Raw genomic sequence first — 15,187 nt, 5'->3', positions numbered from 1 at the left:
ATTCAGACGACCTGTGGTTTATATAAACACCAAGAACGTTTACAATACCCGTCCGTTTACGAACCGCATAAATGACTCATGAAAATCTGGCTCGGTCAGCATCGCATGCCCGACTTCCCTCAGGGAAGTGCCGTTACCATCGGTAATTTCGACGGCGTGCACCTCGGACACAAACACATTCTCCAAAAACTCAAGCAAGAAGCCGATGCACGGGGGCTTCCAGTTGTCGTCGTTATCTTCGAACCACAACCCAAAGAATTTTTTGCCCGACAAACCGGTAAAAAACAGCCCTACCGTATCAGCCCTTTGCGCACCAAACTAAATTTGCTTGAACAAACCGGCTGTGTCGATGCAGTTTGGGTGCTGCGGTTTAACCAAACATTTGCTGATATGGATGCCCAAGACTTTATCAACCTGCTTTTACGCAAGACGTTGAATACGCGTTATCTGCTGATTGGAGATGACTTCCGTTTCGGAGCAGGTCGCCGTGGCGATTTCGAACTTTTGGCAGCACAACCGGATATTCAAACCGATCGCACCCCATCTGTTATCGTAGAAGACATCCGTACCAGCAGTACTGCTGTGCGCAATGCGCTTTCCGACGGTCGATTAGACTATGCCAAAAAACTGCTGGGACACGATTACACTTTAAGCGGCAAAGTCAAACACGGTAAAAAACTCGGCCGCACCATCAACACTCCCACCGCCAACATCCAACTCCCTCCCCACCATTACGCCTTAAGCGGGGTATTTGTCGTTGAAGCAGACGGCACTTTCGGCACAAAACGCGGCGTGGCAAGTTTCGGATTCAACCCCACTGTCAGCAACAACCGCGCCCAAAAACTTGAAGTCCATTTGTTTGATTTCAATGAAAACATTTATGGACAACGCCTGAACGTCCGTTTTCTGCACAAATTACGCGACGAAAAAAAATTCGACAGTATCGCCGAATTAAAAGTACAAATCGAACAAGACATGAAAAATGCCCGACATTGGTCTGAAACATAAGTTTGGACAGCCATTACCATAATGGCATCCTACCAAGCAAATGCCTACCAAGGAGAAAAAAGCGGGGCTGCATAGCCTCACAAAAACGTATTAAATACAGCTTATTGTAAGCCTCCGACCATTGAATCAGATAAAGTATCATCTTCTTCCGCTGCAACCGTATATTTCTCTTGCGCCCATTCGCCTAAATCAATCAATCGGCAGCGTTGACTGCAAAAAGGTCGGTATTTACTCTCTTCATTCCATATCACCGGCGTTTGACAGGTCGGACATTTCACAATCGTTACTTCAGTCATTATTTGTTCCTTACAAATCATTTATGCTTTGTCTTTTGTTCAAGATATTTCACGTTAGGGCAATGATGTACCAAATTTCGAGTTGCCGGAATATCCCAAATAAAACCTATGCAAGTCCTGAATTTTTTTGGTCAATTCAGATAAAGTCCCTTCATTTTCTAAGACATCATCTGCATAGAGCAGCCGCGTTTTGCGGTTGGCCTGAGTGTTCATAATGCGCTTGATCTCTTCTGTATTCAAACCGCTTCTTTGCTGAACGCGAAGAATTTGGGTTGCTTCAGAAACGTCGATAACCAACACTCTATCGACAGCCGCTAAAAATTCCGGGTTTTCAATCAGCAAAGGTACATCGATGATGCCGTATGCTGCGTTAGGATAGCGGGTTTTTGCCGATTTGATTTCATTTAAAATCAAAGGCAGCAACACCTCCTCCAATTCTTTTTTGGCTTGAGGTCGTCTAAAAACCAGATCCCTCAAAGCAGCACGGTTCAGACTGTTTTGGGTATGAAAAACCTTGTCGCCAAAAAGACGGCGGATAGCCGGTAATACTATACCGTTATCCGCCGTCAGGTTTCGGCTCAGGGCGTCGGCATCAATGTGCGGGACACCCAAATCAGAAAAGATTTTTGCTGCTTGAGATTTCCCGCTGCCGATACCACCCGTCAAACCTATCCATAAAGTCATATTAAAACCCTGATTTGGTCAGCCACCAAGTGACGGCACGATGTACCGGCTCGTTAGCTACCAGAATAATCCAGCCGGCAATAGCCAAACTCGGACCGAAAGCAAAATATTGTCCTTTGGCAACCCGTCTGATAATCGCTCCAATCAGACCAATTAACGCTGCCATAAAGACCAATACAGGTAAAATGCCGACACCAAGCCATGCACCTAGTGCGGCCAGCAATTTAAAATCGCCGTTACCCATACCGATTTTTCCAGTCAAAAGCTTATAGATAAAACACAACAGCCATAAGCTCATATAGCCGAAAACCGCGCCTAAAACGGCAGATTTCAATGGAACAAAAGTACCGCTTAAATTAAACAGTAAGCCTAACCATATCAACGGCAGGGTCAGGCTGTCAGGTAAATATTGAGTATCCGCATCGATAAAGGTCAATGCAATCAATATTGCAGTCAATATCAACCCACCGAATGCCGCCATCGTCCAGCCATATTGCCACGCCACTACGCCAAACAATATACCGGCCAATAATTCGATTAAGGGATAACGGATGCTGATGGGCGTTTTACACGAGCCACATTTACCACCAAGCATCAGATAACTGACAATCGGAATATTTTGCCAAGCCTTTACCGGAGCATGACACTTGGGGCAGCGGGAATCCGGCTTCATCAAATTGAATGGTTGCTGTTCTTCTTCCGTTAATTCAAGTTGCAAATGCTCTTTCGCAAACTGAGTCCAGCCGCGTTCCATCATGACAGGAACGCGGTAAATGACAACATTAAGAAAACTTCCGATTAACAAACCAACAATGACAGCTAATGGAATAGCAAATGGCGCTAATGTATCCAAAGATTCCAACATATCAACCTACTACGTTACCGAGGTTAAACAGCGGCAGATACATTGCTACCAGGATTGTACCGATAATGGAGCCCAAAACCACCATAATAATCGGCTCCATCAGAGAAGATAGTTGTGATACAGAGTTATCAACTTCTTCCTCATAAAATTCAGCAGCCTTATTCAGCATATCATCAAGGGATCCAGATTCTTCACCAATAGCGGCCATTTGAATAACCATATTCGGAAACATATCCGTACTTTGCATACTTGAAGTCAAAGAGAGACCTTGAGTAACTTTTGCACGGATGTCTTGCGTTGCTTCTTCATAGAGTATATTGCCAGCAGCACCTGATACAGAATCTAAAACTTCTACTAAAGGGACACCTGCGGCAAATAAGGTAGAAGTAGTACGAGCCCAACGTGCAATAGTTGCTTTACGAATGATAGAGCCAAAAATAGGCATACGTAAAACCATGGCATCTACACGTTTTTGAAATTCAGGAGATTTCTGATGCAATTTATATACACCAAATCCAATGCCAATTGCTGCAATAATCATGATCCAGCCATATTCCACAAAAAAGTCGGAAATACTCATGACTGTTTGTGTCATACCTGGTAATTCTGCTCCCATATTGGAGTAAACCTCTTTAAATGCAGGCAAAACCCAGCGCATCATTACGAAAATCAGTACAACCGCAACAACCACAATAGAAATTGGGTACGTCAATGCAGTTTTTACTTTTTTCTTAATGGCTTGTGTTTTCTCTTTATATACAGCAAGTTTATCCAACAGGCTTTCTAAAACACCACCGGTCTCGCCAGCCGCAATCAGATTGCAATAAAAACGGTCGAAATATTTTGGGTATTTGGCAAATGATTTACCTAATGCACTACCTTGTTCCACATCTGCACGGACTTGCATCAACATTTCAGTCATGGATGGGTTGGAGTGTCCGCGTGCGACAATTTCAAAAGCCTGCATTAAAGGCAGACCTGCTTTCATCATGGTGGCGAGTTGACGGGTGAAAACTGTAATGTCTTCCTGAGTAATACGACGCTTTTTGGTTGCCTTTACTTTACTGATACGTAAAGGGCGTATCCCGCGGCGTTGGAGCTTTTTACGCGCTTCTTCTTCGTCTTTGGCGACTACTTCGCCTCGGACTAATTGATCCGTATTGGTATTTTTACCTTCAAACGTAAAACGTTTGCCTTTATTTTTTTGAGCGAATAAGCCTCTTTTTTGCTCTGCTTGAGCCATTTTGTTACCCCTTGGTTTAATGTTTAAGAATGAAGAAAACAAAAGTCCCCGTATTTCTTCGATTCAATGGTTTAATCGTTAGTGTGAGCAATAACTTCTTCTAATGAAGTCAAACCTTGCATAGCTTTTAACAAACCTGCGCGGCGTAAATCGACCATGCCTTCTTTATAGGCCATGTTCATAATATCAACTTCCGTACCATTATTCATAATGACACGTTGCATTTCCTCGGTAATCGGCATCACTTCGTAGACGCCGACACGGCCTTTGAAGCCTTTACCACGGCAACTATCGCAGCCGACAGGACGGTAGAGTTTCCAATCCTTTGCTAAATCTTCATCTGTAAATCCTGCTTTTTTTAATGCGGGAACTGGAGGACGCTCAACCTCACGCTTACAGCTCGAACACAGACGACGCAATAGTCGTTGCGCCATAATTAAGCTGACGGAACTGGCAATGTTGAATGGAGCGACCCCCATGTTCAACATACGGGATAGGGTCGCAGGCGCGTTATTGGTATGCAACGTTGAAAACACCATATGTCCGGTTTGTGCCGCTTTGATGGCAATATCCGCGGTTTCCAAGTCCCGAATCTCACCTACCATGATAATGTCAGGGTCTTGTCGCAAGAAAGATTTCAACGCCGCAGCAAAAGTCAAACCTTGTTTGTCATTGACGTTGACTTGGTTGATGCCGGGTAAATTAATCTCGGCCGGGTCTTCTGCAGTGGAAATATTGACGTCTTCTGTATTTAAAATATTCAAGCAAGTATAAAGTGATACGGTTTTACCGGAGCCTGTCGGACCTGTTACCAATACCATGCCATAAGGCCGATGAATGGCCTCAAGCAGCATTTCTTTTTGGAAGGGTTCGAATCCCAGTTGGTCAATATTTAAAGTTGCTGCATCAGAATTCAGAATACGCATTACCACTTTTTCGCCAAAAAGCGTAGGTAACGTACTTACACGAAAATCAATGGGGCGACCGTGTTTATGGAAAGCAATCTGAATACGACCATCTTGCGGTACGCGTTTTTCCGAAATGTCCAAACGCGCCATTACTTTGATGCGTGAAGCCAGCTGTCCGCGTACAGCAACAGGGGGTTGAACCACTTCCCTTAGCTGTCCATCTACACGAAAACGGACACGAGCCATTTGTTCATAAAATTCGAAATGTATATCGGATGCGCCTGCATTTAGCGCATCTGATAAGGTCTTGTGAATAAAACGTGGAATAGGCCCATCTTCAGCCTCTTCGTTGTCTATATAAAGCGCCTGAGAGGGCTGGGCAGCTTCTTGTTCTTCACTAATTTCTTTTAAGATGGTGGTAGAACGTTGTCCTAACCACTCCAGCAAAGAACTCAACTGATCATCCGGGACAACTACTAAATCAACCGTCACTCCCGAAGCAAAAGCTATTTTTTGAAAACTTTGGATTTGAGTAGGATCTGAAACCGCCAAATATACCTTTCGGCCGCGACGAAAAATCGGAACGCAGCGATTTTGAACCATCTGCTCCTCAGTTAAGACATCCATAACAATATTGTTACGTGGATAATAATGCAAATCCAATAGCGGATAACTAAAAACTCGCGCAACCAACTCGCCCAAAGACCTTGGGCTGATAATCTTATCCGCAAAAAGCATGGGCAAGATTTCCTGCCCCGTTTTCAATATATTATTGTAATGCTCTGCCTGGGTATTGTTGATTGTCTGGCTTTGAACCAAAACTCGTAATAATCCGATACTCATTATTTGCTATCCGTTCCTTATTTTCTCTTTTTTGCAAAGAGTGTGCTTATTTTATCATTCATTATGCCTAAAACATATCAAGACGTTCTAATATTATTCAACTTTGCTTTTCATTGTGAAAAATATGACACAAACGTCCCTTACCAAATTTTAAGGAATTATTATAAAACAACCGCTGTCCATGCAGAATTCCATTACACTACTATTTAGAAAGGCAAAATAACAAAACCGAGTTTTGCAAAATAACAAAACTCGGTTTTAATTCATAAAATCAAACTATTACTGGCGGATACGTGCAGCAGGAGCAGGAGCCACTTCGCGAATAATCACTTCACGAACTACTTCAGGAGCAGGCTTTTTAGGACCGCAACCTTCTGGCAACCAGAAGAATGATTGGGCATTTTTGTCTTTGTCAAACAAAATCTTGTATTGACAAGTTTTATGCTCACCATTTTCACGGTAATTGAACAAATAATCCCACTCACGAACACCATATAAGCCTTCTTGGAAATGAGGACGACCAATCAATTCGTAAATTTGGTCTTTATTCATACCTGCTTCGATTTGACGGACATTATCCCAATTCGGCCAAGTACCATGCTGAGTACCATCATGACGGAAGGTAGTTCTAGCAGGATCAGGCCATACAGGGTTATCAGTAGTACCTTCTTTGCTGACCTTGCTTAAATTACCACAAGCGGCCAAAGTCAATGCCGCGATAACTGGCAAAATGATTGATAATTTCATGTTTTTTCCTTTATATCGATATCATTCTTTAACTGGGGTCGTCTGAACCGACAAACCCCTTCAGGCCTTACCATTGATAGCCTACGCTACCACCCCAGTTTACGTCTTTACGTGTATTAACACTGACACCGGTTTTAACAGACCATTTGTTGTTATCTGAGTTATGAGCATAACCCACGGCAATAGCCTGTTCATTGCGATAACCACCTACCGCAGCAGAAACCATGCTCTTACCTGCTTCATTCGGACGTTGCAAGAAAGCAATCGCAGTCGCACCGGCAATACCTGCACGCAAATCCTTGTCCATATCATTCAAGCGGTTACCAATACCATTAACTTGATTTTGCAAATTAGTGATTGCAGTAGAGTTACCTTGAGTACGTGCAGCAACTTGATACAGTTGGCTACCGTTAATAGCATCAGTACTGGTTGCATTAATACGTCCAGCAGCAACATTAGTGATAGTGCGCTCGCCACCCGCATAGCCAACACTAACGGTAGAACGAGGATTGGTACCTGCAAAGCCACTATAAGACACACCATTTACAGTTGCACTGTTAGTGCCTACTGCCTCAGCAGTTTCAGAACCTGCACCCAAAGCAACGGAACCTGCATGAGAAGCTGTCGCACGAGAGCCAATAGCCACTGCCGAATTAGCAGAAGCTTTAGACTGCAAGCCATAAGCAACACTTGATTGACCTGACGCAGAAGATGCTGCACCTGTAGCAGTAGAATACATTGCAGAAGCTACAGAACCAGTACCCAAAGCAGTTGCGCCTTGGGCAGTTGCACGAGCTTTTTGACCTGCGGCAGTCGTTATAGTGGATTAACTTTAAACCAGTACGGCGTTGCCTCGCCTTGCCGTACTATCTGTGTGTCTGCGGCTTCGTCGCCTTGTCCTGATTTAAATTTAATCCACTATACATTACCAACTGCTTGCGCACCTTGGCCAAAGGCCGTAGCGGCAATACCGTCTGCATTAGATAGAGTACCAACAGCGGTAGCAGACTCACCCGCAGAAGTGGTGCTGGTACCGATAGCGATACCGCTATGACCTGTTGCCTTTGTATTTACACCGATAGCCATACCAAAACGATCAGTAGCGCCATCGTTGTTGTAGTTAGGACGTTGAACACCAGCATCACTACTGATACTAATGTAATTTTCAGCTGAAGCAGCAGATGCTGCAAACAAACCGAAAGCGGCAAACGATACGGACATTGCCGTATTGAGCGCGGTAAAACGATTCATGTGTGCTTTGTGTTTCATATTTTATCTCCCTGATAAAAACACATAATGATAGTTATCGAAAAGATCGAACCAAAGATAATATATGTTTTGCATATTATGATTGACAAATATTTGCCGCTTATCTAATATACATACCACTTATCCAATACTTACAAAAAAATGTACCCGATTCAATCCATCTAAAACAAATAAATAAGTACAATCAAGATAATGGATTGACTTACAATCCAATCAATCTATACATGATTGTATTATATTGGACCACCTGTCTTCTCATTTATTATTTTTTTTTATCATGGCTTAACACGTTCTCTATATTATTAATTATTAACCGTATTGTTTGTCATGAATATATAACTCAAAATATATTAACAACTGGAACAAATAGAAAAATATATAACACTCTGCAATTTTATGTCTAATTTTTATATAAAAAGCAATTTAAATTTAAAATAAACTAAAAATTTACCAATAAATTTTTTAGAGGCTATTTTTATCTACAAGAATGTTTTCCATACATATATCCACAAATTCCCATCTCTTACCTCTATACCCCAACTTTCACGCATCTTTCTACAACTGAAACATGTTAAAAAAGTGTTGTATTTAGACAAAAATCATCTATCCTCATAGATGATGATCTTTCTAATTTCGTCAATCTTATCTAACAACACCTATTTCCCACTCACTCCAAAATTAAGTATTTCAAAATCACTGGCTTCCCTATTCAGCTATTCTCATTAGCTTTGGATCTGCTCATCTCGTCCCGTTTTAGATTGAATCGTCTATAATCCCCTCCTGATACCTTTTTTATACGCCCATCACATCTTGGAATATCATTATGATACGTTGGTTATACAATCAACTTTGGCATATCGCTCCTTTGTTTATCCGCCGTTATCTAAAAAAGAGAGCTAAAAAATCAACATCCTATTTGGAACACTGGGATGAAAGATTCGGCAAAAAAATGAGCAAGCCCGTGCGTCATCCGATTTGGATTCACGCCGTTTCTGTCGGGGAAACCCGTGCTGCGCAGCCACTCATCGAAGCATTACAGAACTATTTCCCAGATGTCCCTTTATTACTGACTCAAATGACACCGACCGGAAGGCATACGGCGCAAACCCTATATCCCAATGCGCAATGCCGCTATATTCCCTACGACAAACCAGAATGGGTTGGGCAATTTTTAACCGACCATGCCCCTCGTTTCGGTATTTTGATGGAAACAGAAATTTGGCCGAACCTGATGCATATGTGTGCTGAAAAACAGGTGCCGCTTTTTCTTGCTAACGCCCGCCTGTCTGAAAAATCGCAACGGGGATATTTGAAAATACGCGGCTTGGTTGAGCCTGCTATGCGCACCCTGAGCGGATGCTTTGCCCAAACTGCCGAAGATGCAGAACGATTGCACTTGATTGGGGCTTCTAATGTCCACGTTTGCGGCAACACCAAATATGATGTATCGCTTCCCGAAGGGATGAAAGCACTTGCAGCCGCATTTAAAGAACGGATCGGCAACCGCCCTGTCGTCGTGTGTGCCAGCACCCGTTTCTATAAAGGTCAGGACGAAGCGGAAATGTTGCTTGAAGCATGGAAACGCTATAAAGGGGATGCACTGCTGGTGATTATCCCTCGACACCCCGAGCGTTTTCAGACGACCTTTTCCCTTGCAGAAGATATGGGCTACCGTGTGCAATATCGCAGTGATAACCTTCCTGTCAACAAAGAAACGCAAATATGGGTCGGAGACAGCATGGGAGAACTGTTTGCCTATTATTTGGCTGCGGATATTGCCTTCGTCGGCGGCAGTCTTGTGGATGCGGGCTGTCAGAATGTTATCGAACCGATTTCCTGCGGCATACCGACCTTATTCGGTTGTTCAACCTACAATTTCTCCGCTGTATGCCAAGATGCCATCCATGCAGGGGCGGCAGAGCAGGTTGGTTCTGCTGAAAGATGGTATGAAAAAACCACATCATGGCTTGCCAATCCATCGGAAAAAGAACGTTTCTCCCAAAAAGCCCTTGAGTTTATCGGCAAGCACCAAGGAGCAAGCAAACGCATGGCGGATCAAATCGCCAAAGCAGTCATCCGCCAATAAATCATCCATCCCACTTATTACTATAGTGGATTAACTTTAAACCAGTACGGCGTTACCTCGCCTTGCCGTACTATCTGTACTGTCTGCGGCTTCGTCGCCTTGTCCTGATTTAAATTTAATCCACTATAAAAGGTCGTCTGAAACACGATGCCCTCGTTTCAGACGACCTTTTCTCATGGCCACCCCATCAAACAAAAACCGTTCCGACAAATGAAACGATCGGAACGGTTTGCATAATGATATTAATGAACTACTTAACGATAGCGATGTCCGTGATGAACTTGGCTGCCGATAACGCCGCCCAATGCTGCACCACCCAAAGTAGATCCGGTATCGCCGCCAATCAGGTTACCTGCTACACCACCCAATACTGCGCCGGTAGCGGTATTGCGTTGGGTTTGGTTCATACCTGCACATGCGCTCAAAGAAGCAGCGATAGCAATCAAGGTAACGGTTTTAGTCAAAGCCTTTTTCATGTTGTATTCTCCATCAGTGGGTTAAACAATACGCAGGCAGTATCTCACAAGGTTTCATTAATATGTCTTCTGATAAGTAAAGACTGTTTAAACTACGATAATTTACCCGGAGACTACCCTGAAGCCCTTGTATAGTGGATTAAATTTAAATCAGGACAAGGCGACGAAGCCGCAGACAGTACAAATAGTACGGCAAGGCGAGGCAACGCCGTACTGGTTTAAATTTAATCCACTATAAATAAACAATTTATACAAAACAAAAACAAAAGGTCATCTGAAAAACTGTCTGTTTTTGTTCACACACAGTCTTTTCAGACGACCTCTTTTTTGCCGTTCAAACCGGCTTAAGGCGCGACCCGTTTACGGTTTGCCGCAGCCAAAAGCGCGAGCATTTCTTCGGTGGTATCCCAGCCGATGCAGGCATCGGTAATGCTTTGCCCGTAAACCTCAGGCTTGTCCTGTCTGCCTTCGACTAAATGACTTTCCACCATCACGCCCATAATGTTGTCTTCGCCGTTTTCCAGTTGCGCGGCAACGTCTTGGGCAACTTCCATCTGCCGTCTGTAATCTTTACGGCTGTTTGCGTGGCTGCAATCGACCATCAGCTTGGGCGACAAACCGGCTTTTATTAATTGCTCCGCCGCCGATTTGACGTGTTCGGTGCTGTAATTCGGTTCTTTGCCACCGCGCAGGATAACGTGGCAGTCGGGATTGCCGCCGGTATGCACAATGGCGGAATGCCCCGCTTTGGTTACAGACAGGAAGTGATGCGGATGACTTGCCGCGCCAATCGCGTCGATGGCGATTTTCAGATTGCCGTCCGTACCGTTTTTGAAACCGACCGGACAAGACAGGCCGCTGGCGAGTTCGCGGTGTACCTGGCTCTCCGTCGTCCGCGCACCGATCGCGCCCCAAGAAATCAAGTCCGCGTAATATTGCGGCGTAATCATGTCGAGGAACTCTGTCGAAGCGGGCATGCCCATATTGTTCAGCGTCAGCAGCAAGCTGCGCGCCTGACGCAGACCGTAGTTGATGTCGAACGTACCGTCCAAGTGCGGATCGTTAATCAGACCTTTCCAACCCACCGTTGTACGCGGTTTTTCAAAATACACGCGCATCACAATCAGCAATTCTTTTTCATATTTCTTGCGCAACACCAGCAAACGTTCGGCGTATTCCAATGCGGCTTTGGTGTCGTGGATGGAACACGGGCCGATAATCACCAACAGGCGGTTGTCCTTGCCGTGAACCAAATCGGCGATTTCATGCCGCGTGCGGTGTACCAGCCCCGCCGCTTCCTCGGAAATCGGCAGCTCGTACAAATGGGCAATCGGCGGCAGCAGCTCTTTGACTTCTCTAATCTTAATATCGTCGGTAGGGTATTGTTTGGTCATTTTTATTGCTTTCAAATTCAGATAAATTAAGGCATAGATTACCTTCTTTACCTGTTTTAAACAAGACTTTTTCCAATTATTCAGCAATTTTATTTCAAAAAAATATTTTTTTTGTATTTTAAAGCATTAAAAATCATAAAATATAAAAATATAAGCAACAATATTTCTATTAATTAAATTCAAAAATCAAAATAGCCGACAACCCTTCGACTCAACGTACAGCCCATATACCTAATACAATTAAATTTGAACAACAAAAGCTCAGACAATAAAAATGCTCGGTATAACCGGATAGCAAACCCAACTCCGTATCATATATATATATATATGATATAGCCTCTACCACTGCATATTCCCTAACCGCAAGCAAGCCAAGCCCACCTGAAATCCGTTAAAATACCGCATCCTTATTTTCAGACGACCTCAAACCATGTTGGTACTCGGAATCGAATCATCCTGCGATGAAACAGGCGTTGCGCTGTATGACACCGAACGCGGCCTGTTGGCGCACCATCTTCACACCCAAATGGCGATGCACGCCGAATACGGCGGCGTTGTCCCCGAACTTGCCAGCCGCGACCATATCCGCCGCGTCGTGCCGCTGACGCAGGGCTGTTTGCAGGAAGCGGGCGTTTCCTATGACGACATCGATGCCGTCGCCTACACCCAAGGGCCGGGTTTGGGCGGCGCGCTTCTGGCGGGTTCGGGCTATGCCAACGCCTTGGCGTTTGCCTTGAACAAACCCGTCATTCCCGTCCACCATCTCGAAGGCCATTTGCTCTCCCCGCTTTTGGCGGACGACAAACCCGAATTTCCGTTCGTCGCCCTGCTGGTTTCGGGCGGGCATACGCAGTTTATGGCGGTGCGCGGCATCGGCGACTACACGCTGCTGGGCGAAAGCGTCGATGACGCGGCAGGCGAGGCGTTCGACAAAACCGCCAAACTCTTAGGTTTGCCGTATCCCGGCGGCGCGAAGTTGTCCGAACTGGCGAAGCTGGGCAACCCCGATGCCTTCTCGTTCCCGCGCCCCATGCTCCATTCGCACGATTTACAGATGAGCTTCTCCGGTTTGAAAACCGCCGTGCTGACCGCCGTCGAAAAAGTCCGCGCCGAAAACGGCGGCGAAATTCCCGAGCAAACGCGCAACGACATCTGCCGCGCGTTTCAAGACGCGGTGATTGACGTCCTCGCCGCCAAAGCCAAAAAAGCCTTGTTGGATACCGGTTTCAGAACTTTGGTCGTCGCGGGCGGCGTCGGTGCAAACTGGAAGCTGCGCGACGAATTTTCCCGCTTGAGCGTCAAAAAGCCGTCTGAAAAAGGCAAACCCAAACCTAAGGAAGAAAAAATCAAAGTCTGCTTCCCACCCATGGAATACTGCACCGACAACGGCGCGATGATTGCCTTCGCCGGCGCGATGAGGTTGCAGGAGCGGCAGCCCGCCGGTGCGTTCAACGTCAAACCGCGCTGGCCGCTGTCGGAAATTGTGAAATAGTGTGCGGCAAAGAAAAAAGGTCGTCTGAAAACTTGGATTGGGGTTTTCAGACGACTTTTTTAGAGTATCTCTATTACTCGGTATTTTTTTGTCCTTGCGGCAACTCCTGTTTTTCAACTGTCCACTGACCTTCTGCCGTCTCCTGCTCTTTGAATACATCCTGTCCTCCTTGTTCTTTAAATATTTCCTGTACGTTTAACAACTCTGGTTCTCCACCTGATTTCCGTTGCAGCAATAACTCCTGCTCTTTCAACAATTCCTGTCGGCGTAAAAGTTCTTGTTCCTTCAACAACTCCTGCCGATGCAAAGACTCTTGCTCTTTCAGTAATTTTTGTTGACTCAAAGATTGTCGCTCTTGAGGCTGCTCCTGACCTTCAGTCTGTTCACTTTCTTGCTGCCGCTTGAATATTTCACCTTTTTTATATACCTGCCCTTTTCCATATGGACGATAGTATTCAACTAACTCACCATTCCATCTGACGAAATAGCCCCTGTCTTGTTCATATTTCGGACAAGGCGTATACCAAGAATTATCTCCTTCCGAACAGTAACTCAAATACAGTTTTCCGCCTTTTTTCACATATCCCTTTACCTTACCACTGCCACCGGGACCGTCTGAACGCCCTTCATGCCATTCGCCCGTAATTATATATTTTGATGATTGTTTAATATTGAAATACTTACCGTAAACACCATCCGGAATATCACGAACATACCCCCAACTACCTGTAAAATCGGCAGATATTACATTACCCACGAGCAAAGCAGCATACACCCCAAAAATATATTTTTTCATCGTAACCTTTTTATTCGATAAATAATAAACGTTTGGAATTTTATGACGTTACAGATTTTATGTCTATGCCATTCAAGATGAAATTCGGCAGGGCATTTTCACAATCATAAAAAAGTCGTCTGAAACATTTTTCAGACGACCTTTTGACAAACAGGGAACGCGGATTATGCGTTGCCTTCTTGTTGTTGCTGGTACATAGCTTCGAAGTTGATCGGAGCAAGCAGTACGGGCGGGAAGCCGGCGCGGGTTACGCTGGTGGAAATGGCTTCGCGTGCGTAAGGGAAGAGGATGTTCGGGCAGGCTACGCCTAAGAGCAGTTGAACGTCTTCTTCAGGGATGTTTTCCAGACGGAAGATGCCGCTTTGGGTTACTTCGTTTAGGAACATGGTGCGTTCGGCGTTGAGTTTGGCGGTTACGGTAACGGTTACGTCAACGTTGTAGTAGCCGTCTTCCAGCTTCTCGCTGTTGGTGGAAACGCGCATATCGACTTCAGGCTCGCCTTGTTCCAAGAAGATTTGGGGGGCATTGGGCACTTCCAAAGACAGGTCTTTGACGAACAGGCGTTCGATGCTGAATACGGGTTGCAATTCTTCGCTCATTTTGTTTTCCTAGTTGGGTTTAAAGTTACGGGTTTAATAAAGAATCCAGCCTGCCTTCGCGGTGCAGGCCGTACAAATCGGTAAAACCGCCGACGTGGGTATCGCCGATGAAAATTTGCGGTATGCTGCGCTGGCCTGAAAGCTGCTGCATTTCGGCAAAGGCTTCGGGGCTGCGGTCGACGCGGATTTCGTTGATTTCGGCGACGCCCAGCGAATGCAGCAGCTTTTTAGCCATGGTGCAGTAGGGGCAGAACGCGCCTGTGTACATCGTAACGGTTTGCATGATTGTTTTCAGAGTTCTAATAGGGTTCACTATATGGGCATATGGTTTATTTTACAATACTTGAAATTGGCTATTTTGCCTGAATCTTTGTTTTCGGGGCGTGAGGGCTGCCTGCCGCCCATGTGCCAAAACGCCGTTTTTAAAGTATGATAAACGGCAATCCAAACCGCTTTTGCCATTTATAGTGGATTAAATTTA

Annotated in this window: 14 protein-coding genes and 2 pseudogenes; 3 read left to right on the top strand and 13 right to left on the bottom strand. The window is 45.0% G+C overall.

Annotation, left to right across the window (positions count from 1 at the left end; all coding sequences use genetic code 11):
• The first annotated feature begins 78 nt into the window (after positions 1 to 78).
• Complete coding sequence (locus NM96_00300) at positions 79 to 1,008, top strand: bifunctional riboflavin kinase/FAD synthetase (protein AVR78023.1); 930 nt, start codon at positions 79 to 81, stop codon at positions 1,006 to 1,008.
• Positions 1,009 to 1,109: 101 nt separating this feature from the next.
• On the opposite strand, the gene NM96_00295 is transcribed toward NM96_00300, so the two are convergent.
• The 7 genes and pseudogenes from NM96_00295 to NM96_00265 all read right to left on the bottom strand — a co-directional run bounded on the left by NM96_00295 (position 1,110) and on the right by NM96_00265 (position 7,863).
• Positions 1,110 to 1,304: a DNA gyrase inhibitor YacG gene (locus NM96_00295; GenBank protein ID AVR78022.1), complete on the bottom strand. Its 195-nt coding sequence runs from the start codon at positions 1,302 to 1,304 to the stop codon at positions 1,110 to 1,112.
• 54 nt (positions 1,305 to 1,358) lie between these two features.
• A complete protein-coding gene (locus NM96_00290; protein AVR78021.1) occupies positions 1,359 to 1,988 on the bottom strand; it encodes a dephospho-CoA kinase in 630 nt (209 codons plus the stop codon).
• A gap of 1 nt (position 1,989) precedes the next feature.
• The gene (locus tag NM96_00285; GenBank protein AVR78020.1) at positions 1,990 to 2,853 is read right to left on the bottom strand and encodes a prepilin peptidase; all 864 of its coding nucleotides are present in this window, start codon (positions 2,851 to 2,853) and stop codon (positions 1,990 to 1,992) included.
• A gap of 1 nt (position 2,854) precedes the next feature.
• Positions 2,855 to 4,096, bottom strand: a complete 1,242-nt coding sequence (locus tag NM96_00280; GenBank protein AVR78019.1) for a type II secretion system F family protein — start codon at positions 4,094 to 4,096, stop codon at positions 2,855 to 2,857.
• Positions 4,097 to 4,167: 71 nt separating this feature from the next.
• Positions 4,168 to 5,847: a type IV-A pilus assembly ATPase PilB gene (gene pilB / locus NM96_00275; protein AVR78018.1), complete on the bottom strand. Its 1,680-nt coding sequence runs from the start codon at positions 5,845 to 5,847 to the stop codon at positions 4,168 to 4,170.
• 279 nt (positions 5,848 to 6,126) lie between these two features.
• Complete coding sequence (locus NM96_00270; protein AVR78017.1) at positions 6,127 to 6,594, bottom strand: outer membrane protein assembly factor BamE; 468 nt, start codon at positions 6,592 to 6,594, stop codon at positions 6,127 to 6,129.
• A gap of 67 nt (positions 6,595 to 6,661) precedes the next feature.
• Positions 6,662 to 7,863 (bottom strand): annotated as a pseudogene (locus tag NM96_00265) (calcium-binding protein).
• Positions 7,864 to 8,686: 823 nt separating this feature from the next.
• On the opposite strand from NM96_00265, the gene NM96_00260 reads away from it, so the two are divergent.
• Complete coding sequence (locus tag NM96_00260) at positions 8,687 to 9,949, top strand: 3-deoxy-D-manno-octulosonic acid transferase (GenBank protein ID AVR78016.1); 1,263 nt, start codon at positions 8,687 to 8,689, stop codon at positions 9,947 to 9,949.
• A gap of 254 nt (positions 9,950 to 10,203) precedes the next feature.
• On the opposite strand, the gene NM96_00255 is transcribed toward NM96_00260, so the two are convergent.
• The gene (locus NM96_00255; GenBank protein AVR78015.1) at positions 10,204 to 10,425 is read right to left on the bottom strand and encodes a glycine zipper 2TM domain-containing protein; all 222 of its coding nucleotides are present in this window, start codon (positions 10,423 to 10,425) and stop codon (positions 10,204 to 10,206) included.
• A 344-nt stretch (positions 10,426 to 10,769) separates the two neighbouring features.
• Positions 10,770 to 11,819 carry a 3-deoxy-7-phosphoheptulonate synthase gene (locus NM96_00250; protein AVR78014.1) on the bottom strand — a complete coding sequence of 350 codons (1,050 nt, stop codon included), beginning with the start codon at positions 11,817 to 11,819 and terminating at the stop codon, positions 10,770 to 10,772.
• A 430-nt stretch (positions 11,820 to 12,249) separates the two neighbouring features.
• Here NM96_00250 and tsaD point away from each other — a divergent pair, with 430 nt between their 5' ends.
• Positions 12,250 to 13,311, top strand: a complete 1,062-nt coding sequence (gene tsaD, locus NM96_00245; GenBank protein AVR78013.1) for a tRNA (adenosine(37)-N6)-threonylcarbamoyltransferase complex transferase subunit TsaD — start codon at positions 12,250 to 12,252, stop codon at positions 13,309 to 13,311.
• A 388-nt stretch (positions 13,312 to 13,699) separates the two neighbouring features.
• Here the strand turns inward: tsaD and NM96_00240 are convergent.
• The 4 genes and pseudogenes from NM96_00240 to NM96_00225 all read right to left on the bottom strand — a co-directional run bounded on the left by NM96_00240 (position 13,700) and on the right by NM96_00225 (position 15,168).
• Positions 13,700 to 14,107: pseudogene (locus NM96_00240) on the bottom strand (hypothetical protein).
• Between the two features lie 164 nt (positions 14,108 to 14,271).
• The gene (locus NM96_00235; GenBank protein AVR78012.1) at positions 14,272 to 14,706 is read right to left on the bottom strand and encodes a protein-export chaperone SecB; all 435 of its coding nucleotides are present in this window, start codon (positions 14,704 to 14,706) and stop codon (positions 14,272 to 14,274) included.
• A 25-nt stretch (positions 14,707 to 14,731) separates the two neighbouring features.
• Complete coding sequence (gene grxC, locus NM96_00230; GenBank protein AVR78011.1) at positions 14,732 to 14,989, bottom strand: glutaredoxin 3; 258 nt, start codon at positions 14,987 to 14,989, stop codon at positions 14,732 to 14,734.
• A 29-nt stretch (positions 14,990 to 15,018) separates the two neighbouring features.
• Positions 15,019 to 15,168, bottom strand: coding sequence for a sulfatase (locus NM96_00225; GenBank protein AVR78010.1), 150 nt, complete (start codon positions 15,166 to 15,168; stop codon positions 15,019 to 15,021).
• Between the last annotated feature and the right edge of the window lie 19 nt (positions 15,169 to 15,187).

The organism is Neisseria mucosa (assembly GCA_003028315.1).
GTDB lineage: Bacteria > Pseudomonadota > Gammaproteobacteria > Burkholderiales > Neisseriaceae > Neisseria > Neisseria mucosa.
This window is presented reverse-complemented; position numbering and strand designations above follow the sequence as displayed.